Below are 22,229 nucleotides of genomic sequence, written 5' to 3' on the forward strand. Positions count from 1 at the left end.
TGTAATGGCACAATCTCTCCTAACGAACAAGAAACGGCAATAGCGTGAGTCACTTAGGGGGCGGATTGGATGCCGGATTCAAAGCAGGTTGACGCATCGGCAGATGCTGAAAATACGGTTCTGGAAGTTACTCTCAAAGCGGGAAAGTTGACGGCTGCGCAAAAGCGGTGGTTGCAAAAAGGGCTCGGGCAGGCGGGGGGCAAGCTGCCTCTGTTCGATGACAACGGCCGGGAAATTCCGGCGCGCACAATCCGCGCCTGTATCGATGCAGGTTGGGCAGAGCCTTGGTTTTCCAACCCAATCAAGCCCGACTGGCTGGTCTGCAAGCTCACGCCCGCCGCCATCGAAGCACTTTCTGCAAGTCAAAAAGTCAAAAAAAGTTAACGGCGAATCAGATCATTAAAATTTTAGCGATTCAGGAAATCGGCGGAAACGCAAGGACTTTTTTAATCCTGTTTCGTAACCTGCGTTAAAACGCATTAACCATGAAATCAATTTTTTGGGGACATGGGCCGAAAGGGACGGTTTGAGCAACCGGTTTAACCGGGTGTTTGGGCTTGGGGCGCATTGTTGTGGCTCTACAGCTTGCGGCGGGGTGCCGTCAGGCAGGTATCGAGTAATGTGGAGCACCCTTATGGCCCCTTCTTCCATGGCCCGCGTCGCCGGACGCGCCGGTCCGGAGGCACCGATTGATCTGGTGCAACTGGCAACCAATACGCTGGGTAACCGGGATCTAGAAGTGCAGGTCCTGCATCTGTTCAAGTCACAGTCCATCTCGACGCTTGAGCGGTTGAAACAGGAAACCGACAATTCCGTTCGCCTCGACCTCGTGCATACCCTGAAAGGGTCTGCCCGGGCCATCGGCGCGGAGCGGGTCGCGATCGTTTGCGAAAATCTGGAAGGCAAGATGCGCTCCAGCACCGATACGGCCACCGAAGGCCTGATTGCGGCGGTCGATGAGGCGAACCGATACATCCGGGACCTTCTGGAAGGTTGAAGGTCAGACCCCGCCCAGGTCGGGGAGAGGCAGATTGCCGCGTGGAAATGGCACGGTCCTTGACCTTTTGCCGTAAATCTTTATGTCGTGCTTCGAAGACCCGCAAATTCAGGCTTGGACGCGACATATGCCGAAAATCACATTTGTAACCGCCGATGGAACCCGGACCGACGTTGACGCCGCTGAAGGCTCTACGGTGATGGAAAACGCCATCAAGAACATGGTCCAGGGCATCGAAGCGGAATGCGGCGGTGCATGCGCCTGCGCTACCTGCCACGTTTATGTAGATGATGCCTGGAGCGGCAAGACCGGATCTCCGGAACCGATGGAAGAGGACATGCTCGACTTTGCCTACGACGTGAAGCCGACCTCGCGCCTGTCCTGCCAGATCAAGGTGACGTCCGATCTCGACGGCCTTGTGGTGCATGTGCCTGAGCGGCAGGCCTGATCAGGTCAGTTCAGACAAGATTTCAAACAAAACGCCCGCCGGATCACTCCGGCGGGCGTTTTGGTTTGTCCAGGTACAGAGTTTACTCTGCAGGTTGGGCAGAAGGCTTGCGGTACCAGAAGTCGACTTCATGGCCTTCTTCCGGATTGCTCGGGATCAGGGTTGCCAGCACAAGGCTGACCAGGGCCATGGCAGCGCCGGCCAGGAAGACCGCAGCCGGGGACACCAGCCAGATGAAGCCGAATACCACCGGAATGAACACCGCGGCGATGTGGTTGATCGTGAAGGCGACACCGGCGGTGGGGGCGATATCGGCAGGATCGGCGATCTTCTGGAAGTAGGTCTTGATGGCTATGGCGATCGCGAAGAAAGCGTGATCGATCACATAAAGGCTGGCCGCCAGTGTCGCGTTGGTGACGAAGGCATAGCAGATGAACACCAGGACCAGGCCGACATACTCCAGAACCAGCGCCTTGCGCTCGCCGAAGCGAACAATCAGTTTTCCGATCTTGGGTGCCAGCACCATGTTGAAGGCGCCGTTCAGGAGGAACAGGCCCGCAACTTCGTGAACGTCATAGCCGAAGCGTTCGACCATCAGGAAGCCGGCGAATACCGTGAAGATCTGCCGCCGCGCACCAGCCATGAAGGTGAGGGCATAATAGAGCCAGTAGCGTTTTCTCAGGATCAGCTTCTTGTGCTGTGGCACGCCTTCACGGAAATGCGGATAGGCGAAGATCAGGAAAACAAGAACGACCAGTGTCAGCCCACCGGCAATGGCGAAAACCACCGTGAAGGACAGTTCGAACATCTTCCACGCCAGGAAGATGACACCATAGGCGATCAACTGGGCGAAGGCGCCAACGGCCAGGATCTTGCCCATGCTTGCAGCGGCCGTTGCCTTGGGCAGCCATTGCAGCGACAGCGACTGCGCCATCGTCTCGTAGTAATGGAAGCCGATCGACATGATCAGCGTCGTTACATAAAAGCCGATCGCGGTCGGAAAATAGCCTGTGACGGCAACGCCGACGCCCAGGAGCAGCAGCGACACATAGGCGAGCGTCTGCTCGCGCATCATCAACAAGAGATAGACCGCAAGGAAGCTCAGGAAGCCCGGGATTTCCCGGATCGATTGCTGAATGCCGATCTCCCGGCCGGTGAAATCCAGCTCCTGGACGGCGAAGTTGTTCATCAGGTTCCACCAGGCAGCAAAGGAGAGCTGCATGGCACCTGCCATGATCATCAGGAGAACCACAGGAGACCGCCAGCCGGTCGCCTCGTTCGGGTGCGCATTCTGGGTGAAGTAAGACATTGTGTGGCCGTGGAAAAAGAAAACGTTCGGCAGTGTTGCGAGCCGTTTCTAACGCCAATTGCGGTTTGCGTGTTAGCGCTGTTTTGTCATGAGATGTTTCCGACACGCCAAATTCTGGCTGGTGCGGCGCTAGGCATCCGGCAAAAACGCGAATTGATCCTTGTTAATCATGGCTTGGCGCAAGGAAAGCATTTCACCTTGCCGGCAGGACCTGGGCATAGTTGCCGCGATTATGCTGCGTTGCCGGGTCCTCCGGTGCTATTGGCCCTCTGTGCAATATCGGGGTGAAGGTATACGATCCGGCGCATGAGCATTCATCCCGAACTTGCCGAGTTTCCGAAAGAGGCTGTCGCCGCACCGATTATCGGATACGCGCGGACCCAGTTGCAGGGCCGGAACAATGGCTGGCATTCGCATGATGCAGCGCAGCTCTTCCATGTGATCAGGGGATCGATTGCCATCGACACGGAGATGGGCACCTATTTCGTGCCACCCGAGCGGGCGGTCTGGCTACCGCCCAGGGTCAGTCACCAGACCCGGTATCTGACCGACACGGAGCTGCGTTACATCTATGTCCAGTATGATTACACGAGGGATCTGCCGCAAACACCGCAGGTGATGCAGGTGACGACCCTGCTCAGGGCACTCATTCTCGAGTTCATGTCCTATCCGCGCTCCGAGACGGACAAGGGGCCGGCGGCACGGATCGCTGCGGTTATCCTGGATCAGTTGAAGATGCTGCCGGTTGCCCCCCTGCAGCTGCCGATGCCGCAGGATGCCCGGCTGCGCGACCTGTGCGAAGGCGTCGTCCGCTGTCCGGCACATATTCCCTCGCTCAGCGAGGCCGCTAACCGGTGTGCGACTTCCGTGCGTTCTTTCGAGCGGCGCATAAAAGCGGAGACGGGGCTCAGCTACCGTACCTGGTGCCGCCAGGTGAAACTGTTCCGGGCTCTGGAGTTGCTGGCGTCCGGGCGAAGCGTTTCCGACGTCTCCCACAAGCTCGGTTACGAGGGGCCGAGTTCCTTCGTCTCGACCTTCAAGAAGGCCTTCGGCGTGACACCCGGCCGATACTTTGACGGTGTCGAAGCCGATTGATCCTTGTCATGGCGGTGCATGTGTTCCGGGCGCACAAAAAGTCGACCTGATTTTTTGGGGAGACAAGACATGTTCAAGAAAATCCTCGTTCCCGTTGACCCGGCCGAAAGCGGCTTTGCCACGGAGGCGCTTGCCAAAGCCTCGCAGTTTGCTCGCGACTATGGCTCCAAGATCCACCTGATGGCGGTTTGCCCGGAAGTTCAAAGCTTCGTGGCGAGTCAGCTTCCGGAAGGCTGGCAAAAGCGGGAATTCGAGGAAACCGCGAAAATCCTCGACAAGATCGCATCTGATCTGGACGTTCCCGAAGGCACTGTCGATGTGACCGTGCGTATGGGGTCGGTGTATCATGAAGTGATCGAGGAAGCCGAAAAGGCGAATTGTGACCTAGTGCTGATGACATCGCACAAGCCCGGCCTGTCGACCTACTTCATCGGCTCGAATGCCGCCCACATTGTCCGCCATGCACCGTGCTCGGTCATGGTGCTGCGCAGCTAGAGCGACAAGCAGCGATCAGGCCGTTCGATGCTGTCGGGCCTAGAAAAGGTCGATCGGCTCGTGAACCCCAGCCGTCAGCCATTGCGCGTCAGCAGCATGGCGACGGCTGCATAGCGGAAGGGGTAGAGGCTGGTGTCCGCCTTCAGGAGGTCTTCAGCCCTTGCAAAGATCCGGTTTATCAGATCCTCTCGCGATGGGCTTTCAGGCAGGGCTGCACGCAAAACGGCTTCGGTGAAGGCGCGGAAGAAATTGACATAGTCGCGGGCATAGCGGTCAAGATCGCCGTCCTGCTTGAAGCGGTCGACGAACGGGACCGCAATTTCGTACTCCATTGACCGGTCGAGTGAATAGAGACCGGCAGCTCCATACGTATCGTTGGTGACCGGGTCTGCAAGTTCTTGCAGGTCTCGCATGTACACCGGCTGGTAATAGCGGTCGTAGACGTCCCTGCTGATGTCTCCGGACTCCACGAAGTCCAGAACCGCGTCGTTCAGAAGATCATAAAGGCCGTCACAGGTTCGAGCCTGTCCCTTGGAGCCAAACACCTGAACCAGCAGCTTGCCACCTGGAACCAGTTCCCTTGCGCGGACGGTAAGGAAGCGGGCGATATCGTTCTTCGCCTGTTCGGCAAAGGCATGCCGGTCTTCTTCGGAAACATAACCGTTTGCCCGTGCCACACTTGGGCCGTTGGGCAGGATATAGCCGGGCAACGTGTCGACAGGGCGGCAGGAGAGAAAGCCGATGGCGTTGAAGGTGGTGGCAAGATGCAAGCTTTGCGGCGGGCAGAGCTGATCGTACATCGAGCCACCGATCGCGGCCGAGTAAATCCTGTCAGATCCAAAGACCGAGCCGCCATCCGGTCTGAGGCTGCGGAAAAGTTCAGAAAAGTCGTTTGTGGGAAGGTCTGAATGGATGGTCTGGATCGGCCGTTCGGTGCGTGCAAGCAACGCCGGGAGGGCGTGTTTCATGACGGCAACAGAATTGCGGCCTTCCGAGCAGCCGTAGTCGGCAATGCCAACGGGACCGCTACCCTCAACCGGCAGGGTCGCAATCGCCTCTTCAAGCAGTGGCAATATCTTTTCGATGGCAGACCATTGGGCAGCCGAGTTGGCGTTGTAAAATCCCCCGCCGGACATGCCGGTGGTGGTTGCGTGGGAAACAGGTTGCGCGAAAGGGTGATCGGGTTTTGGGGGCGGTTCCATGTGTTCCCTTTCTGCGCCTTTTGTGCGGAAAATCTACCTGGCCAGTTCCTTCATGGCGTCCGTCAGGCCTTCGACGGTCATGGGAAACATGCGGCCTTCTATGAGTTCGTTCAACATCTGGATGGAATGCGTGTAGTGCCAGTGTTCCTGCCGAACCGGGTTCAGCCAGACCGCGCTCTTGTAAAGCCCGGTGATCCGCTGCATCCAGTCGGCTCCGGCTTCCTCGTTCCAGTGCTCAACCGAGCCACCAGGGTAGGCAATCTCGTAGGGGCTCATGGACGCATCGCCGACAAAGATGATCTTGTAGTCGGCAGGGTATTTGTGCAGCACGTCCATCGTCGGCATGCGCTCGGTATGGCGGCGACGGTTTTCCTTCCAGACATACTCGTAAAGGCAGTTGTGGAAGTAGAAGTGTTCCATCACCTTGAATTCGGAACGTGCGGCTGAAAACAGCTCCTCACAGACCCGGATATGATCGTCCATCGACCCGCCGATATCGAAGAACAACAACACCTTGACCGCGTTGTGGCGTTCCGGCCGCATCTTGATGTCCAGAAGGCCCTTGTGGGCTGTTGCGCGGATGGTGTCGTCGAGGTCCAGTTCTTCAGCAGCGCCCGTTCGTGCGAAGTTGCGCAGTCGCTTCAGGGCGACCTGGATGTTGCGGGTGCCTAGCAACTGGGTGTCGTCGAGATCCTTGAATTCGCGCTTGTCCCAGACCTTGACCGCACGACGGTGCCGGCTTTCGTGCTGGCCGATGCGCACACCTTCCGGATTGTAGCCATAGGCACCGAACGGCGACGTGCCGGCTGTGCCGATCCATTTGTTGCCGCCCTGGTGCCGCTTTTGCTGCTCCTTGAGGCGTTCGCGCAGGGTCTCCATCAGCTTTTCAAAGCCGCCGAGTGCTTCGATCTGGGCCTTTTCCTCTTCACTGAGATGCTTTTCCGCCAGGCGGCGCAGCCACTCCTCCGGTATCTCGGTGGTGGCAACCTCGCTCATGAGGTCGAGCCCCTTGAAGACGTGGCCGAAGACGCGGTCGAACTTGTCCAGGTTGCTCTCGTCCTTCACCAGCGTGAGCCGGGCGAGATAGTAGAAATCCTCGACGCTCTTTTCCGCCAGATCCTTATCCAACGCTTCCATCAGCGTCAGATATTCGCGGAGCGAGACCGGAATGCCGGCCGATTTCAGTTCGGTGAAGAAGGTAATGAACATGTGTGAAAGGTAAGTTCCCGGCAGTTGCCTGTCGAGGGGTCAAAAAGGTCGCTTCGACAGGAGTTTGCGAAGCAGCTTGCCACTTTTGCGAAAGGGCGCCGTCATCTTCCAGGAAGACGAGGCGAGGATTGCGTCGTAACGGCGTTTCTGCAGGTCGAGTTCGGCCTGCAATTCTCGGATCTTCCCCTGCTGGGCGGAAACCGTTTGCGTCTGCCGGGCCGCGTTGTCCGCATGCTGCCGGCTTTCGGACCTGAGGTGGCTGATCAGCATTTCAATGCAGCTGGTCTGGAAATCCTGCCTTTCCGCCGGATCGGCAAACCTTTGCATCAGCGCCATCATTTCACCCTGCCTCTCGGCAAGCGACATGTCCTGACGGTGCACGGCGGAAGGCTTGATGCATTGAACCGTGGGCCGTGTTGCAAAGGTGAAGTCCGGGCGTGCCAGAAACTTCCGCCACATGAAGAGGTCGGTCCAGAAGTCAGGTGGTGCCGGGCTCCAGCCGACATCCAGAGACCGATAGGCCTCAAGGGAATAGCCAACCGTCGACGGGCCGAAGAAGTTCCAACGCGTCTCCAGCATCTTGCGGCGCGTGTCCGCGTCCGACAGATCTCCGATATGAACCTTGAAGGTCCCGTCAGGCAGAATTTCAGCCTGAAGCAGATTACCGAAGTCGCAGGTTTGCAGGAGGCGTCCCAGTTCCGACAGATGTTCGGGAAACCAGATGTCGTCATCGCCGATCTGGGCAACAAATTTGCCATTTGCCTGCTTGAGAGCCGTGTCCCGATGAGCTTCGCCGTGCCGTTCTCCCTTGGGGAAGGAAAAAACGCGGATCCTCTCGTCACGCCCTGCCAGTTTCTCCGCTTCCTGCACGGTCTCTTGGGGGGCGCCGTCACAAACGATGAACAGTTCGAAATCTTGCAGGGACTGTCCCAGAACACTTTCGACGGCGAATGGCAGAAGCGCGGGTGGTCTGTTGACCGGCAGCAGGACGGTGAAGCGCGGATGGGTCACGGCAATCCTGCGAGCGCTCTGAGTTCGGCAATGCGCCTGACGATCAATGCGCCTTCTGCAGCCGAGGACTTTGGAGCAGGCCCCCCTTCCAGATGCGCGACGAATGCTTCCAGTTCGGCCAGAAGAGGCATTTTCGTGCCAACCTCGATTTGCTGAGGCTTCTGGCCATGATCTCTCGGAGCAAGGAGAATGCGATCGTCATAGGACGAGGCCAGTTGGGCTACCGCCTTGCTGCCGATCACGATGGCGGAGCGTTTGGGGGCCGGATGGAGGGATGAGGTCTCCATGGTGACGGTCAGCGGTTCTCCATCGTTTTGAAGACGGGCAATCAGGTCTTCACCGCCCAGGCCCGGGATCTGGGCGATTGCCGATTGGGCCTTGGGCAATGTTCCCAGGATTTCGAGCGCAATCGAAAGATCATGCGGCATCAGGATCCAGAGGCTGTCGACATCCTTGTGAGGATTGCCCCAGCCGAGCCGATAGGTGCGCACCGCTTCGATCTGACCCAGAGCGCCGGATTTTGCCAGTTCCGCAAGTTTCAAAATGCCGGGATGATAGCGCCACTTGTCCATGACGAAGAGACGTTCCTGCAGCGTATCGGCAAGTCTTTGCGCTGCCTGTGCGTCGTTGGTGACCGGTTTCTCGCAGAAGATCGGCCGGTTCCGCGGTGCAAGTGCGTCGATGCAGGCCGCATGAAGCACGGTTGGTGGCGCAACGACATATCCCGCGCAGTCAGGAAGGTTGGCAGCGCTATCGCACACCGAAGCGGCTCCGGCCTCCCGGGCTGCGTTCTGGCTGTCCGAACCGGGCACCGCCACGTGCACGTTTACACCCAAGCTGCGCAGATCGCGAAAGATGAGCTTTCCCCACCGGCCAAAGCCAACCAGACCGATATCAGTCATGGCTGTGTCCAACAGCGGGTGATGCGAAATTGCAGGTGACTGCGTAATCAGGCATTGGCGTCCGCATAGAATTTCTCAAGCATCTGCGAATAGTTGTCGGCTGTTCTGTCTCTATCGGAAAGGATGGGGTCCTTCGTTGGCCAAGACAGGTTCAGTTCCGGACAATCGAACTTGCAGCCTAAATCGTCCGCCGGGTCGAAGTAGGTGGAAACGGAATAAAGATGCGTCGCGGCTTGCGGAAAATAAAACCCGTGGCAAACACCCGGCGGAATTGAAACAGCTCGTCTGTTTTCCGCTGAAAGATCGAGAAACTGCGATGTTCCAATGGTCGGGCTGTCGCGGCGTATGTCATGCAGACCAAGCAGCATCTTTCCGGACAGGACCATCAGATAATCGTAGTGATCCTTGTGCACGTGAACACCGCGCAATGTGTCTTCTTTCGAAGTGACGATGTTCCACTGGATCGACTTGAAACCGGTGAGCCAGGTCTCCCGGTAGATTTCGGTGAAACTGCCGCGGTCATCGATGTGCGAAACCAGGTCATGGACAATCACGCCTTCAATTGACGTTTCTTCGGTTTTCATCGGATTGCCTGACCCCAACGACCGTTTTTCTCGCGCAAGCTTCGCGGCCCATCCGGACCCAAGGACAGACTAACAGGTTTCACGAGGATGTGGAGGCTAGCATCGGAACAGCGATTGAGGGAAGGCGCCTTTCCCAAGTCCTCAGAAACTGATCTTGGCACCCAGGCGAACCGATGCGGATAGTGTATCGGCGCTGTCGTAACCGCCTTCAATTCCGGCGAGAAATTTCGTGCCGTCATTGACCTGCCACACGGCATCGGTTGCCGCAAAACCGCGGAGCACCGCGTCGTCGTCGTCGACGGACAGGTTCAAGGCGGCTCCCTGCAGGGTGCCGTCGACACTGTCGTTTAGCGTGAAGATGCCGTCGATACCCGCATTCGCACTGAGATAGAGCGTGCCGCCATTCTGGACGATGGGGGCATGATCGTAGGTCGCCTGCGCGCGCAGTTCCAGAACGTGCAGCGACCGGCCGGAAACCGAAAGGCCGGTTGCGCTTTCATCGGCGTCGCCCGTTTGCCAGAGACCCGAGTAGCGCACTCGAGCGCTGGGTGTCAGCGTACCCTCACTCAGGGCGAAGGCATGGCCGAGACGCGCGGAGGGCGTGACGTATACATAGTCGTAGTCGATGGAAAGGTCCTGCAGGCCACCGACAACCATGTTGTTGAGGATGGTGACGTCTTCATCGCTCTTCAGGTAGCCGCCGAGAAGGCTGAATTGAGCAAAGGTCGCCTGCCAGGAGCGGCTGAGATAGCCACCGGCGTGGATGCTGTAGCTGGAGGCCGAGTGAATGTCGCCGTCGCTGGTCGTCCTGCCGATGGTAAAGCCACCGGCAACACCGGCGGCAAGCCCTTCGGCGAATGTCTTCTCAGCCCCGGCAGTGATGCCGCCGAATGTATGGTCGAACCCGTCGCTGCCTTGCCTGGAAAGAACACCGCCAAGAGGCGTGACCCAAAGCGCGGTGGCGTTATGCCCTTCCGGAGCCGGACCGTTGGTTGCGACGAAGGACGTGCCGCCCAGTCGATTGAGGTCCATCTGCTGTTCAAGGCTGCCGGTGACAGCGCGCGTCATGGTGTTGAAGGTCTGGGCAACCGTGTCCAGCCGGAAGTCGTCCGGATTGAGGATGGTGATCGTGTTGCCGTTGGTCGCTGAAGTGAGGCCTGCCGTCGTCAGCGTTCCCGGGATGCCGCTGAAGGTCAGGATCGCCGTTCGCCCGGCCGCGTAGTTCAGGGTTGCGGTGGTCGGATCGGAAAAGGTCAGAACACCCTGAAGTATGGTGCCATTGTTCAGGGTAACGGTTGCATCAGAACCATCGACATAGATTGAGGACCCGTTGCTGCTGTAGATCTCGCCGGAGTTGGTGATCGTGACATTGTCGCCGTCAACGGCAATGCCATGTCCGACATCGTCGTGATCTCCGGAAATCGTGCCAGTGTTACGTAGCGTGCCGCTGTTGGAAATGGTGACATCGTCGCCATTGGATTCGATCGGGTTGGCGTCTTCTCCCGAAACGGTGATGGTGCCCGAGTTGGTGATCGCGGCGCGGTCGCCGTCGTTGTCGATGCCGTCTGCCAGCGTACCGGACATGGTCATCACACCGGTATTGATCAGGATGACATCGTCGCCGTCGCTGTCAAAGCCGTCTGCGTCCTCTCCAGTCGTTGTAATCGTTCCGGTGTTGGTTATCTTCGCGTCGTCTTCATCGGTGTCGATGGCATAGGCGTCGTCACCTGTCGTGGTGATCGTGCCTGAGTTCAAGACGGTCGGACGGTCGCCCTCGGCATTGATGCCATAGGCAGCTTCACCGGTCGTGGAAATCGTGCCGGAGTTGGTGATGTCCGTGTCCGCACCAAGCGACAAGATTGCATCGGATTCCTTGCCCGTTGTGGTGACGGTACCCGAGTTGGTGACCGTGAAGTCGTCCCCGTCACCGGCAATGCCGAAGGCACGGCTGCCGGTAGTGGTTATGGACCCGTTGTTGTGAACCGTGGCGTCGTCTTCGTTCGACCCAATACCGGCAAAATTAGGTGTGCCAATGGTTGTCTTGGTGACTGTAATGGTGCCGTTGTTGGTTGCTGTCTGGTCGTCGTTGTCCAGAACGAGGCCATCCTGATCGGTAACCTCGATGGTGCCGCCGCTCTCGACTGTTCCGGTGTCGCCAACGTCCGTCAGTGTCTGTGTTGTGGTGACCGTGGTGCCCGTGCCGATGGTAATGTCACCTGCAAGGCCTTTTTCCGGACCAAGCAAAACCAGGGCGCAACTGCAAAGCAGAAAAGCCTTGAGTTGGCGGCGATGCTGAAGGGCGGATTTCGTCTTGATTGGCAACGGTCTGTCGCTACACAAGTTAACGTCTCACCTGGCTATTATTGTTGTATTCCGAGGAAGACGCCACTGCTCGTCCGCAGAAACCTTAATGAATGAAACGTTTATGTGTCATTGGTAGAAATAGCAATCGATTTGGTTACGTTGCGCGTGTAACCATGCCGTGTATTATTTGAAATCTAAACTTTAAGACTTGTCGGCCGGGTCTTCTTTTTTGGCAAACGAGACAAGCTCACCCATGAAGTCCGAGATGGTCGGTCCAGTGCCGGCCACGAACGGTGCCGGCCTGCAGACTGCAATTGCTGCAATGCCGATGCGGGCAGTGAGCAGTCCATTGACCACGCCTTCGCCCAGGCGGGCGGAAAGTCGAGCCGCCAGACCGTGACCCAGCACCTGCGAGGCAAGGCTGTCGCCTGCTGCCATGCCGCCGGTCACTGCCAGGTGTGCCATGACGTGTTTTGCGAGGCGCAGAAAGCCAAGTGTGCCGGGTCTCCCACCGTAAAGGGCGGACAGGCGCCGGATCGTGCGCAGGTTCTCGAACAGGACCGCCAGCAGATCGACCAGTGCCCGTGGGCTGACGGCCGTGACGATGGAAACGCGCTTTGCACTGTTCATCACGATACGCCGGGCTTCCAGGTCGAGCGGGCTGAGCAGATCGCGTTCGGCCAGTTTCACCAGATCCCGGCCGTCGATGACTTCCCGCATATGCCCTGCCAGCGCCTTGCGGCCCTGGGCCGTTTCGGGACGGTCCTTGTAGAGTGTGAGCAGTTCCTTCAGGCCGACTGATGCCGCCTTCGCGTCATCTGCTTCGGCCGCGCTCTGCAGCCGATCCCGCAGGTGGTCTATTCGGCCGAGGCGCATGAGGCCCGCGATCTCGCGAATGACCAGGCCGAGCAGACCAAGCGCCGCCAGAACGGCAAGAGCCACACCCAGCCATCCCAGCCAGTCGGTCCGGGCAAAGAGATCCCGTATCAGGCTGTCGACCGCAAGGCCGACTGCCAGCGAGACGAGGCCGGACAGGCCGATCATCAGCCACTTGCCGAACCGAAATCCGGATCTGGGAGTGCTGGCGGCGCGGGGAAGGCGAGGTTCCTCGTCATCAATGAAGGCTTGGGTGACCAGGGCTTCACCGGCCGAGGGCATCCTTGTTTCGTCATCGGTCATCCGCACCTTGGAATCATCGAGACGGAAGGCGGTCGGTTTGCGATTGGACGGGGGCTGGGAACCGGTCATGCCAGGCGATCTCCGATCAGGAATTCCAGGGCGCGGTCAAGCCGGATATGCGGCAGAGACAAAGTCAGGCCTTCTGCGGTCTTGTCGAGTTCCGGCGGCCGGAACCTCAGGAACTGAAGGTCTGCCTGAGCGGTTTGAAAGCTTGCTCGAAGTGCTTCAGAAACTGAGTCAGCTTGTCCAAAAAGTGATTCAGGGTCGTCCGGCAAGTCACCGGGAAACATGGCGATTTCGGTTTTTCCGTCGTAGGTGTCACCGTTCAGCCGTTCGCCCGGCAACGGTGTTCCAAGGATCGCAGGCAGAGCTTCGCCGCGATGTTTGACCGTTGCCTCACGCGTCGCACGGACCGCAGCCATGGCCAGCACTTCGACCTCCGCACCCTTGAATGTTGCCTTCTCTTCTGCTCGGGCAACCAGTCTCTTCAGGATCAGCTCCAGTCGGTCGTGATCCGATCTGTGCAGGTGGTCTGCCTTGGTCGCCGCGAACAGGATGCGGTCGATCCGTCGCGACAGGATGGAGGACAGCCAGCTGCGTTTGCCCGGACGGAAAGCTCCGAGAACTTCGGTGAGGGCGGTTTCTAGATCGGCAATCGCGTGCGGTCCTGCGTTCAGGGCATGAAGGACATCGACCAGCACAATCTGGCGGTCGAGGCGCGCGAAGTGATTGCGGAAGAACGGACGCACAACGTGGGTCTTGTAGGCCTCGTATCGCCGCTCCATCATCGCCCGCAACGTGCCTGTCCTTGCCGGGGCGGCGTCTGCCGGAATGTCCAGCGGCGCGAAGGTCAGGGCCGGGGAGCCGTCGAGATCCCCGGGCATCAGGAAGCGTCCCGGGGGAAGCATGGACAGGGCGTGGGCGTCGGCTCTGCAGGCAGCCAGATAAGTTTTGAAATTTGCCGCCAGCTCTTGTGCCGCCGGTTCGCTTTCCTCCGCGTTCGCATCCGTGGCGACCAGGATTTTCAGAAACGGCGCGGCGATCTCCGCCCGGTTTTCCGCCCGGGCGCGCCGCATTGCCTCGGCGGAAAAGGTGGCATAGTCCTTGCCGAGAAGCGGCAGATCCAGCAACCACTCGCCGGGATAATCGATCAGGTCGAGATGAAGGCGGCCGGGACCAAGCTTGCGGTGGAAGTAGGAGGCGCTCTCATAGTCGATGGTCAGGCGCAGCTCGGAGACCTGACGGGTCGAATCCGGCCAGATACGCTCACTCACCAGGGCACGCACGTGCGCTTCATAGTCGAAGCGCGGCACGGCGTCGTCAGGTTGCGGCTGTAGCCTCGCGCCGGTCATCCTGTGCCCGGAAGCGGCGCTGAAGAGCGGCAGGCGGCCACCATGAACGAGGTTATGCACGAGGGCGGTCAGAAAGACGGTCTTGCCTGCGCGTGCAAGTCCGGTCACGCCCAGCCGGACGCTCGGCACTGCCAGATCGGTTGCCGCATCGGCAAGATTGGCCAGTGTCAGCCGGGTTTCTTCTGCAAGTGTCGTCAATGGGTTCACAAGGGCCTCCAGCGCGTTCATGTAGGCGCAGGCGGGAACAAGTACAATCCGGGACTCGGCTGATGCTCTAGTCGAGGTCTTCCTTCAGGTCCCGTGGTTTGACGAAACGTTCCAGATGGCCGGTCTTCGGCTGCAGCTCCGACCAGTCGGCAATGTCGAAATCGATCACGGCAAGAGCGCCAGTCGGAAACTTTTCCTGAATGTCTGCAATCGCGTCGCTGGATGCCGTGCCGCTGAGGCTCAACGCCGTGTCCTCGGTAGCCGGGTTATGGCCAATGACCATGAGGTTCTGGGCGCGGCCACCATAGCGGCGGATCAGCCCGACATAGTCGTCTTCGCTTTGCTGGTAGAGGTCGGACACCAGGTGGATCTGTGTTTCCTGTGTGAGGGTAGGCAGAAGGCGGGCCAGGGTTTCCCGGGTCCTCTGTGCAGTAGAGCACAGGATCTGGTTGGGCTGCAGGCCCTGTTCCTTCATGTAACGGGCCATCTTGACGGAGGCGGCCTTGCCGCGGCTGTTCAGAGGCCGGTCGATGTCGGCCAGATTCGCGTCGCCCCAGTCTGATTTGGCGTGTCTGAACAAAAGGAGCCGCATTGTCTTTCCTGGTTCCTTGAAAGTGGAAACTGTGCCGGCGGGTCAAAAGCCGGACTGCCGGTCAGTTCTGGTTGGCAAGCGCCATGGTGAAGGCGGTTACTGCCGGTCCGATCTCCACTTCCTGAGTCGGCAGCGTGTAGGACAGCCACAATGTATAGTCCGATGTGGCACCGGAAAAGTACCACATCGTTTCGCACAGGCTTGTCGGCGTCCAGTTGCGGGTCCGGAACGAGATGCCGGAGGCGGCAGCGCCCGTCAGCTTGATCGGTTCGAACCCGGCTGCCTTGTAATTGCGGGAAAATGTCAGCGCTTCGCGACGGCCGGTGCCCTGCAGGTGCTTGCGCAGGACAGCGGTAATGCCGTCGCGGCCGGTGTAGATGCATCCCGCCTGGCTGACGGCATCACCCTCCATCACCTTGATGCGGTAGTAATCGCCGATCATGTCGGGGCAGCGCAGGCCGGTGAAATGGCGCAATCCGCCGACATCGCTTTGCCAGCCTGCGTCCTTTTCGGGAGGCACTTGTGCAAGAACAGGCCCGCTCGCCGCTATCGGCAGCGTGAGCATCGCCAGCACCAGAAGAGCGGTGGTCTGTTTCACCAAGTCAGTCTCCTTGTCACCCCGACCCGAAGATCGCGTTTTGCCCGGTCCGCCGCCCGGGCGCTCAGCCTCGACCAGCTTTCACGTTGAGGCAGGCCCGGGTCTTCAGGACCGTTCCCGCCGCGCCATGAATGCCAGGCGTTCGAACAGGTGCACGTCCTGTTCGTTCTTCAACAGCGCGCCATGCAGCGGCGGTATCAGTTTGGAGCTATCTTGTTGACGAAGGGTTTCAGGATCGATGTCTTCGTTCAGCAGCAGCTTGATCCAGTCGATCAGCTCCGAGGTCGAGGGCTTCTTCTTCAGTCCGGGGACGTCGCGTACGTCATAGAAGAGGCGCAGCGCCTCCGACAGGAGCCGTTGCTTGATGCCGGGAAAATGCACTTCAACGATTTCCGCCATGGTATCGGCGTCGGGGAACTTGATGAAATGGAAGAAGCACCGGCGCAGGAAGGCGTCGGGCAGGTCCTTCTCGTTGTTTGATGTGATGATGACCACCGGGCGCTGCTTTGCACGGACGGTTTCACCGGTCTCGTAGACGTGGAACTCCATGCGGTCGAGTTCCAGGAGAAGATCGTTCGGAAACTCGATATCGGCCTTGTCGACTTCGTCAATCAGCAGAACCGGCCGTTCTTCAGCGTCGAATGCTTCCCAGAGCTTGCCCTTGCGGATGTAGTTGTTGATGTCCTTGACGCGCTCGTCACCGAGCTGGCTGTCGCGCAAGCGCGAAACGGCGTCATATTCATACAGGCCCTGCTGAGCCTTGGTGGTGGATTTGACATGCCATTCGATCAGCGGGGCTTTCAGGGCGACCGCAACCTGTTCGGCGAGCACGGTCTTGCCGGTGCCGGGTTCACCCTTGATCAGCAACGGCCTCTCCAGGGCGACTGCGGCGTTGACCGCGACCCTCAGGTCTTCCGTGGCAATATAGCTTTCAGTTCCTTCAAAGCGCATTTGGCCGTCCGTTTTTCCTAGGTTGGCCGCAAGGTGGCAGGCCGCGCGCGGCTGTGCAAGCCCGTAAAAGGCAGGAGTGCCGGCGCACGGCAATTTTGAACATCTGCCACCGGCCAGAGCGGAAGTTTTTGCCTGTCGGGTCATGACCTGCCGGGTTCTTTTTTCCGCTTCTGGAAAAGGAAAATTTCCTAAGCCTATGAAACAAAAAGATAAATTATGTCCTCGTCAAACTGGCACGGCCTTTGCGGAGGAAGGCCGATTATGGGCGTAAGCCCGCGTCGCAGTGCCCGATCTATAAAGAGGACCGCAAATGGGTATTTATGGGGCTATCAACTCGGCTGTCTCCGGACTGGCTGCGCAGGCTACGGCTCTGGAGAATATTTCCGGTAACGTCGCAAACTCGCAGACGACCGGTTACAAACGGCTCGACACGACCTTTTCGGATCTGGTTTCCGGGGGTGGGGCCAAGCAGGCCCAGCAGGTTTCTGGAACCACCTTCGCCACATCCCGCGCCACCAACACCGTGCAGGGTGATATCACGTCGGTCGACGTCGATACCTACATGGCCATCAACGGCGCTGGCTATTTCGTCGTGACCAAGGCGTCCGACGTGGTCGACGGCTCGACCACCTTCGCAGATGAGACCTACTACACCCGCGCCGGTGACTTCGAGCGCGACAAGGAAGGTTATCTGATCAACAGTTCCGGCTATTACCTGCAGGGCTTCCCGCTGGACCCGAACACCGGAAATGCGATCGGCGACAACCCGGCCGTCATCCAGATCGAGAACCAGCCGCTGGCAGCATCCGCAACCACGACTGTGGACTACCAGGCCAACCTGCCACGGGTTCCCGCGACTACCGACTATGATGGCACGGATGAAACCACTGCCCTCCTGAACGCTTCGGTCGGTGCCGGTAACGTTGCCGTTGCAGATGAAACCGACTTCCTGAACAGCTCCATTTCCGGCGGATCCACAACGATCTACAATCAGAACGGTACGGCGATGAACGTCGAAATCCGTTATGCCAAGACCGCGAACTACGATGCTGGCCCGCCCATCGTTGAGGACGCCTGGTCGATGTATATCGGTACTGGCGGCGATGCGACCGATGCCTGGTATGATGTTGGTACCGTCCAATTCGACGATACCGGCGAGATGACGACCCTGACCGCCGGTGCCATGGCCGGTTCCGCAGTGAACGGTACGGGCGACGGCTTTACAATCTCCTCGCTGACCATCGGCGGCACGACGGCAACGGACGTCGAGTTCTCCTTTGCCGACGGCTCCCTGACCCAGTATTCCGACAAGGACGGCAGGGCCAGCTCCGTGTCGCTGGATCCGGATGGCTATCCTGCAGGTGAGCTGATCGGGGTGGCTGTAGACGCTTCCGGCCGTGTCATTGCCAGCTATTCCAACAACCAGCAGCGTCCGGTTTACCAGATCCCACTTGCGACGTTCGAAGCCGAGCAGGACCTGCAGCGCGTTGACGGTGCCGCGTTTGCGGCAACTGCCGGATCGGGAGACGCGGATCTTTCCGGTGGCGGGCAGATCCTGGCCAAGAAGCTGGAACTCTCCAACGCCGATATCGCGGACGAGTTTTCCAAACTGATCATCACCCAGCAGGCCTATTCGGCAAACTCGAGGATCGTCACCTCAGCAGACGAAATGCTCGACGATGCCTTGAATATGGTCCGGTAACACCGCCTAGGCCGGCGGGGCACTGACCCGCCGGCCACCTTGCCTGGTCGCGTATAAGGAAGGAGAAGCCGCCATGGGTCTTACAAGTGCCCTGAATACCGCGGTTTTCGGAATCACCTACAATCAGCGTCAGCTGGACGTCACCGCGTCCAACATTGCGAACGCGGATACGGCCGGCTATTCGAAAAAAATAATTTCGGCGAATGTCTATTTCGACGGCAACGGCAACGTCGCCGGAATGAATGCGACGGAAGTGCGCCGGATTGTCAACGAGCAGATCCAGTCCGACTATTTCAACTCTCTCGCCGACACCAGCTACTCCCGGCAGATTGCGGATTTTACCGACCGTCTGGACGATATCTTCGGCACGATCGACGACAAGAGTTCGTTGTCGTCCCTTGCAGGCAATCTTTCTGCAGCACTTGCCGGCCTGGTAAACGATCCGGGCAACTATGCCGTTCAAAAGGACGTGGTTTCGGCCGCAGAAGCTTTTGCGCGCGAAATCAACTCATCCTATGAGCAGATCGCGGACCTGCGCCAGGAAGCGGACAACGCTCTTGCTTCCCAGACAGATAGCGTGAACGGCCTGCTCTCAAGCATCGAAGACATTGACGAGGCGATCCAGAACGCGACGCAGTCCGGTGTTTCGACCGCCGACATGGAAGACGAGCGCGACCGGCTGATTGAGCAGTTGTCCGGTTATATCGATATCGACGTCACCAAGAACGACAACAATTCAATTTCCATCCGCACCGCCAGCGGCGACCAGCTTTACGCAGACGGCCAGGCATCGACGCTGACCTTCGATGCCACGCATCTGCTGCAGCCGGGCCAGGCAGGCAACTCGGTGATGGTGAGAACGCCAGGCGGCACCCAGTTCGATCTCATCGCGTCGTCGAAATCAGGTTCGATGCAGGCAACTGCTGAACTGCGCGATGATATCCTGGTCGAGGCGCAGACACAGCTCGACACGATCGCTGCCGAACTGTCACTTGCCTTTTCCAATGTGAATGTTGAAAGCACAGCAGCGACCGTCGGTCTGGACAGCGGTTTCGATCTCGATGTGTCAGCGCTTCAGCCGGGCAACACGATCACGCTGGATTACACCGACAGCAGCGGCAATCCGCAGACAGTCACTCTCGTGGCCGTGGACGATCCCGCACTGCTGCCGCTGGACAACTCCGCTACGGCAAATCCGGGCGACACGGTCTTCGGTATCGACATTTCCAGCGGTGTTCCGGCAACCTATATCACCAACATCACCGCAGCACTTGCCGGTACAGGTCTTCTGGTCAGCAATGACGGGTCGGACAACCTTCGGGTTCTCGGCGACAACACGGCGCCGACCAGCGTTGAAAGCCTGAGTGCGAATGTCACCGTGACGGCGAATTCCGATCAGGGGTTGGGACTTGCGATCTTCGTTGACCAGCGGGCTGGGACGGACCTCTTCACCGATGCGCTTGAAGGCAGTGGCCAGCGGCTCGGCTATGCCTCCGGAATCAGCGTTAATCCGGATCTTCTGGCCGATAGCGCGCTTCTGGTGAACTATCAGACCACGCCGACACCGAATACGACCAACGATCCTGCGCGTGCGCAGTTCCTGTCGGATGCTCTCAGCGTCGGCACGAAACACTATGACCCGGGCTCGGGTATCGGCAGCGCGTCGACACCGTTCCAGGGAACGCTGCTGGGTTTTGTCAACCAGACCGTCGCGTTTCAGGGCAACCAGGCGGAAGACGCAGCCACATATGCGGATTCCAAGGAAGCGCTGACCATGAACCTCGCCATTCGTTACGAGCAGAGCTACTCGGTCGATCTCGACGCCGAACTGGCCTTCATGGTTCAGCTGGAAAACGCCTATGCGGCCAATGCCCGCGTCATGCAGACCATCAAGGAACTCTTCGAAGAGCTCCTGAACATCGTTTAAGGTTGGGTGCGTTATGGCAGTTTCGAATATCACCACCTCCCGGACTTACCTGACCCGCCAGCTCGGCGAGCTCAACGATCTGCTGGCAAGCAAGACAACCCAGCTCGCCAGAGGCAAGGTCGGTACCACATACGGCGAAGTAGGCGACCGCCGGCTTCTGGACATTCAGCTGACCCAGAAAGTCAGCATGATCGAGAGCTACCAGGACACCATCACCATCGCCAACTTGCACCTGCAGACCTCGACCATGTCGCTGGAGCGTCTGGAGGACATCCGGCAGGACGCGAAATCCGCGCTCGATACCAACGATTTCGTGCTGCAGGACGACGGGCAGACGCAGACCCAGTCCCGCGCCAAACTGCTGTTGAACGAAGCGCTCAACATCCTGAACACGGAAGTCGCCGGATTTTACGTCTTTGGCGGCACAGATGCCGTTCAGGACCCGGTTGCCAAGATCGATGCCATTCTGGAAGGGGCGAACGGCCGGGACGGGCTGAAAACCGTCATGAGCGAGTATTCCCAGGCAAATCTGGGTGCGGGCAACAATGGCCGCACATCGACCTCCGCACTGACAACCAACTACGCCGGCCCCGTGCCGACGGATTCCACCTTCACCATTGCCGAAGATGGAGCACATGATTTCGGTTTCGACATCGCATCGGTTGCCTCGACCCTGACCAACGTCGCGATCACCGGGCCTTCGGGCACTGATCCGGACAGCTTCGACGTTCAGTTCACCGGTCAGCCGGAACTTGGCGAGACCATCACTGTGGAATTCTCCCTGCCGCCTGATCACAGCGAGACGATCTCCATCGAGCTGACGGCAGCAAACAGCACGGCTGAAGACGGAACCTTCGCGATCGGCGCCGATCTTGAGGAAACGGCGCAAAACCTGCGCGATGTCCTGGAAGCGGAGATCGAGCACCAGGCTCAGACAACCCTTCGCGCCGTGTCGGACGAATGGGCAGCAGAAGAGTTCTTCAGGACGTTCGGCGGCGAAGAGCCGCAGCGGGTCGACGGACCTCCCTTCGACAGCGCAACCGCGCTGATCGGTGGCGGCTCGACGACTGTCGCCTGGTATACGGGCCGCAACACGGCCACGGACGATCCGCGCACGGACAAGAACGCGGTGATCGACAGCAATTTGACGGTGAGCTACGGCGTCCGGGCCAATGAAACACCGCTGCAGGAACTGGTCCAGTCGCTTGCGGCTTTCATTGCCGCGGATTTTTCGGGCGGCTCGACGATCGACGAAGAGTATTACAATACCCTGTCGACCAACCTGCGCACGACCTTGCAGCCGCCAGGTGTCGATCAGTCCGGGATCACCGATATTGCCACGGATATTGCCATCACGCATCGGACGGTGTCGCTGACCGATGACCGGCATGTGCAAATGAAGAGCAGCTACGAAGGCACGATCGCGGATATCGAGGGAATCGACCAGGATCAGGTCGCCGCCGAGATCCTGCAATTGCAGACCAATATCGAGGTTTCCTACAGGGCCTCGTCGATCGTGTTCAATCTGACCCTGTCCGATTACCTCTAGGATTGCCCGGAACTTTCGGCTTTTCGGTGGGCGGTCTTCGCTCACTGCTGCCTGGACTGCCGGTCAAGGTCGGGAAAGGCCTTGAAATATTCCCCCTTTGGGGAAACACTCTCCTGGTTGCCTGTCTTCCCGACGGATATCTTCTGGTGTCCAGTTCCAACCGGTTTGCCGCCGGGGCCTTTGGCAACGGCGCGTTCTTTTCATTATCCCTTTTCAAAAAACAGATCGCGGCATACCGCGTAAAGATCGACACCATGGGAGGGAGAGCCGATGTGTCACGTATTTGCCGGACAGGATCCGGAACGCTATGCCAGCCAGACCCGGCGGTTGCGGCTCAATGGACAGAGCACCAGCATCCGACTGGAAAATTCCTTCTGGGCAATTCTGGATCAGATTGCCGCGTCGGAAGGGGTGACGACACCGCATTTCATCTCGACGCTGCATTCAGAAGTGATCGAACTGCGCGGTGAACCGAAGAATTTCACATCGCTGTTGCGTTGCGCCTGTCTGAAGTTCCTCGAGATTTCGTCGAACCAGCACGCGGCTTCGATTGCCGCTGAATGACATTTTGCGCTGCAGCGCAAGTTTTACCGCTCGCAGTATAAGCATACTACCC

21 protein-coding genes are annotated in these 22,229 nt (G+C 58.9%); 9 read left to right on the top strand and 12 right to left on the bottom strand.

The window, feature by feature from the left end:
• Nucleotides 1-69: 69 nt before the first annotated feature.
• The 3 genes from ACYQ6M_RS05740 to ACYQ6M_RS05750 all read left to right on the top strand — a co-directional run bounded on the left by ACYQ6M_RS05740 (nucleotide 70) and on the right by ACYQ6M_RS05750 (nucleotide 1,445).
• The gene (locus ACYQ6M_RS05740; protein WP_023000670.1) at nucleotides 70-384 is read left to right on the top strand and encodes a hypothetical protein; all 315 of its coding nucleotides are present in this window, start codon (nucleotides 70-72) and stop codon (nucleotides 382-384) included.
• 250 nt (nucleotides 385-634) lie between these two features.
• Nucleotides 635-997 (top strand): Hpt domain-containing protein, encoded by a 363-nt coding sequence (locus ACYQ6M_RS05745; RefSeq protein WP_208984210.1) that lies wholly within the window; start codon nucleotides 635-637, stop codon nucleotides 995-997.
• Between the two features lie 127 nt (nucleotides 998-1,124).
• On the top strand, nucleotides 1,125-1,445 hold the full coding sequence (locus ACYQ6M_RS05750; RefSeq protein ID WP_023000672.1) for a 2Fe-2S iron-sulfur cluster-binding protein: 321 nt from the start codon (nucleotides 1,125-1,127) through the stop codon (nucleotides 1,443-1,445).
• 82 nt (nucleotides 1,446-1,527) lie between these two features.
• Here ACYQ6M_RS05750 and ACYQ6M_RS05755 read toward each other — a convergent pair whose 3' ends face one another.
• A complete protein-coding gene (locus ACYQ6M_RS05755; RefSeq protein ID WP_023000673.1) occupies nucleotides 1,528-2,754 on the bottom strand; it encodes an MFS transporter in 1,227 nt (408 codons plus the stop codon).
• A gap of 306 nt (nucleotides 2,755-3,060) precedes the next feature.
• On the opposite strand from ACYQ6M_RS05755, the gene ACYQ6M_RS05760 reads away from it, so the two are divergent.
• Nucleotides 3,061-3,849: an AraC family transcriptional regulator gene (locus ACYQ6M_RS05760; RefSeq protein ID WP_460072636.1), complete on the top strand. Its 789-nt coding sequence runs from the start codon at nucleotides 3,061-3,063 to the stop codon at nucleotides 3,847-3,849.
• A gap of 69 nt (nucleotides 3,850-3,918) precedes the next feature.
• Complete coding sequence (locus ACYQ6M_RS05765) at nucleotides 3,919-4,344, top strand: universal stress protein (RefSeq protein WP_023000675.1); 426 nt, start codon at nucleotides 3,919-3,921, stop codon at nucleotides 4,342-4,344.
• A 74-nt stretch (nucleotides 4,345-4,418) separates the two neighbouring features.
• On the opposite strand, the gene ACYQ6M_RS05770 is transcribed toward ACYQ6M_RS05765, so the two are convergent.
• From ACYQ6M_RS05770 to ACYQ6M_RS05820, 11 genes are all read right to left on the bottom strand, one after another.
• Entirely contained in the window at nucleotides 4,419-5,546 is a 1,128-nt protein-coding gene (locus ACYQ6M_RS05770) for a class I SAM-dependent methyltransferase (protein ID WP_460072639.1), read from the bottom strand.
• A gap of 33 nt (nucleotides 5,547-5,579) precedes the next feature.
• Nucleotides 5,580-6,755 carry a vWA domain-containing protein gene (locus ACYQ6M_RS05775; protein ID WP_460072641.1) on the bottom strand — a complete coding sequence of 392 codons (1,176 nt, stop codon included), beginning with the start codon at nucleotides 6,753-6,755 and terminating at the stop codon, nucleotides 5,580-5,582.
• A gap of 39 nt (nucleotides 6,756-6,794) precedes the next feature.
• Nucleotides 6,795-7,766, bottom strand: a complete 972-nt coding sequence (locus tag ACYQ6M_RS05780; RefSeq protein ID WP_460072643.1) for a glycosyltransferase family 2 protein — start codon at nucleotides 7,764-7,766, stop codon at nucleotides 6,795-6,797.
• Nucleotides 7,763-8,668: a Gfo/Idh/MocA family protein gene (locus tag ACYQ6M_RS05785; protein ID WP_460072645.1), complete on the bottom strand. Its 906-nt coding sequence runs from the start codon at nucleotides 8,666-8,668 to the stop codon at nucleotides 7,763-7,765. Before ACYQ6M_RS05785 ends, ACYQ6M_RS05780 begins: the two co-directional genes overlap by 4 nt.
• Before the next feature lie 47 nt (nucleotides 8,669-8,715).
• Nucleotides 8,716-9,252, bottom strand: coding sequence for a dTDP-4-dehydrorhamnose 3,5-epimerase family protein (locus ACYQ6M_RS05790; RefSeq protein ID WP_460072647.1), 537 nt, complete (start codon nucleotides 9,250-9,252; stop codon nucleotides 8,716-8,718).
• Between the two features lie 141 nt (nucleotides 9,253-9,393).
• Nucleotides 9,394-11,574 carry an autotransporter family protein gene (locus ACYQ6M_RS05795; RefSeq protein ID WP_460072649.1) on the bottom strand — a complete coding sequence of 727 codons (2,181 nt, stop codon included), beginning with the start codon at nucleotides 11,572-11,574 and terminating at the stop codon, nucleotides 9,394-9,396.
• 183 nt (nucleotides 11,575-11,757) lie between these two features.
• Nucleotides 11,758-12,804, bottom strand: a complete 1,047-nt coding sequence (locus ACYQ6M_RS05800) for a YcjF family protein (protein ID WP_062488255.1) — start codon at nucleotides 12,802-12,804, stop codon at nucleotides 11,758-11,760.
• Entirely contained in the window at nucleotides 12,801-14,315 is a 1,515-nt protein-coding gene (locus tag ACYQ6M_RS05805; RefSeq protein WP_460072651.1) for a YcjX family GTP-binding protein, read from the bottom strand. Before ACYQ6M_RS05805 ends, ACYQ6M_RS05800 begins: the two co-directional genes overlap by 4 nt.
• A gap of 46 nt (nucleotides 14,316-14,361) precedes the next feature.
• Complete coding sequence (locus ACYQ6M_RS05810; RefSeq protein ID WP_055655271.1) at nucleotides 14,362-14,886, bottom strand: SixA phosphatase family protein; 525 nt, start codon at nucleotides 14,884-14,886, stop codon at nucleotides 14,362-14,364.
• A gap of 61 nt (nucleotides 14,887-14,947) precedes the next feature.
• Nucleotides 14,948-15,484, bottom strand: coding sequence for a hypothetical protein (locus tag ACYQ6M_RS05815; protein WP_460072653.1), 537 nt, complete (start codon nucleotides 15,482-15,484; stop codon nucleotides 14,948-14,950).
• A 105-nt stretch (nucleotides 15,485-15,589) separates the two neighbouring features.
• Entirely contained in the window at nucleotides 15,590-16,435 is an 846-nt protein-coding gene (locus ACYQ6M_RS05820; RefSeq protein ID WP_055656676.1) for an AAA family ATPase, read from the bottom strand.
• Between the two features lie 310 nt (nucleotides 16,436-16,745).
• Here ACYQ6M_RS05820 and ACYQ6M_RS05825 point away from each other — a divergent pair, with 310 nt between their 5' ends.
• The 4 genes from ACYQ6M_RS05825 (at nucleotide 16,746) to ACYQ6M_RS05840 (ending at nucleotide 22,177) form a co-directional block, all read left to right on the top strand.
• Nucleotides 16,746-18,137, top strand: a complete 1,392-nt coding sequence (locus ACYQ6M_RS05825) for a flagellar hook protein FlgE (protein WP_075284272.1) — start codon at nucleotides 16,746-16,748, stop codon at nucleotides 18,135-18,137.
• 73 nt (nucleotides 18,138-18,210) lie between these two features.
• The gene (flgK, locus tag ACYQ6M_RS05830) at nucleotides 18,211-20,064 is read left to right on the top strand and encodes a flagellar hook-associated protein FlgK (RefSeq protein ID WP_023000688.1); all 1,854 of its coding nucleotides are present in this window, start codon (nucleotides 18,211-18,213) and stop codon (nucleotides 20,062-20,064) included.
• A 13-nt stretch (nucleotides 20,065-20,077) separates the two neighbouring features.
• The gene (locus ACYQ6M_RS05835; protein WP_460072656.1) at nucleotides 20,078-21,613 is read left to right on the top strand and encodes a flagellar protein; all 1,536 of its coding nucleotides are present in this window, start codon (nucleotides 20,078-20,080) and stop codon (nucleotides 21,611-21,613) included.
• A gap of 270 nt (nucleotides 21,614-21,883) precedes the next feature.
• Complete coding sequence (locus ACYQ6M_RS05840; RefSeq protein WP_006932702.1) at nucleotides 21,884-22,177, top strand: ribbon-helix-helix domain-containing protein; 294 nt, start codon at nucleotides 21,884-21,886, stop codon at nucleotides 22,175-22,177.
• Nucleotides 22,178-22,229: the final 52 nt, after the last annotated feature.

This window comes from Roseibium sp. ROS1 (assembly GCF_054658215.1).

Excerpts from the sequence above, each read along its gene's own strand:
- ACYQ6M_RS05740 (WP_023000670.1), top strand. The coding sequence starts at position 70 with ATGCCGGATTCAAAGCAGGTTGACGCATCGGCAGATGCTGAAAATACG.
- ACYQ6M_RS05745 (WP_208984210.1), top strand. The coding sequence starts at position 635 with ATGGCCCCTTCTTCCATGGCCCGCGTCGCCGGACGCGCCGGTCCGGAG.
- ACYQ6M_RS05750 (WP_023000672.1), top strand. The coding sequence starts at position 1,125 with ATGCCGAAAATCACATTTGTAACCGCCGATGGAACCCGGACCGACGTT.
- ACYQ6M_RS05755 (WP_023000673.1), bottom strand. The coding sequence starts at position 2,754 with ATGTCTTACTTCACCCAGAATGCGCACCCGAACGAGGCGACCGGCTGG.
- ACYQ6M_RS05760 (WP_460072636.1), top strand. The coding sequence starts at position 3,061 with ATGAGCATTCATCCCGAACTTGCCGAGTTTCCGAAAGAGGCTGTCGCC.
- ACYQ6M_RS05765 (WP_023000675.1), top strand. The coding sequence starts at position 3,919 with ATGTTCAAGAAAATCCTCGTTCCCGTTGACCCGGCCGAAAGCGGCTTT.
- ACYQ6M_RS05770 (WP_460072639.1), bottom strand. The coding sequence starts at position 5,546 with ATGGAACCGCCCCCAAAACCCGATCACCCTTTCGCGCAACCTGTTTCC.
- ACYQ6M_RS05775 (WP_460072641.1), bottom strand. The coding sequence starts at position 6,755 with ATGTTCATTACCTTCTTCACCGAACTGAAATCGGCCGGCATTCCGGTC.
- ACYQ6M_RS05785 (WP_460072645.1), bottom strand. The coding sequence starts at position 8,668 with ATGACTGATATCGGTCTGGTTGGCTTTGGCCGGTGGGGAAAGCTCATC.
- ACYQ6M_RS05790 (WP_460072647.1), bottom strand. The coding sequence starts at position 9,252 with ATGAAAACCGAAGAAACGTCAATTGAAGGCGTGATTGTCCATGACCTG.
- ACYQ6M_RS05800 (WP_062488255.1), bottom strand. The coding sequence starts at position 12,804 with ATGACCGGTTCCCAGCCCCCGTCCAATCGCAAACCGACCGCCTTCCGT.
- ACYQ6M_RS05805 (WP_460072651.1), bottom strand. The coding sequence starts at position 14,315 with ATGAACGCGCTGGAGGCCCTTGTGAACCCATTGACGACACTTGCAGAA.
- ACYQ6M_RS05810 (WP_055655271.1), bottom strand. The coding sequence starts at position 14,886 with ATGCGGCTCCTTTTGTTCAGACACGCCAAATCAGACTGGGGCGACGCG.
- ACYQ6M_RS05820 (WP_055656676.1), bottom strand. The coding sequence starts at position 16,435 with ATGCGCTTTGAAGGAACTGAAAGCTATATTGCCACGGAAGACCTGAGG.
- ACYQ6M_RS05825 (WP_075284272.1), top strand. The coding sequence starts at position 16,746 with ATGGGTATTTATGGGGCTATCAACTCGGCTGTCTCCGGACTGGCTGCG.
- flgK (WP_023000688.1), top strand. The coding sequence starts at position 18,211 with ATGGGTCTTACAAGTGCCCTGAATACCGCGGTTTTCGGAATCACCTAC.
- ACYQ6M_RS05835 (WP_460072656.1), top strand. The coding sequence starts at position 20,078 with ATGGCAGTTTCGAATATCACCACCTCCCGGACTTACCTGACCCGCCAG.
- ACYQ6M_RS05840 (WP_006932702.1), top strand. The coding sequence starts at position 21,884 with ATGTGTCACGTATTTGCCGGACAGGATCCGGAACGCTATGCCAGCCAG.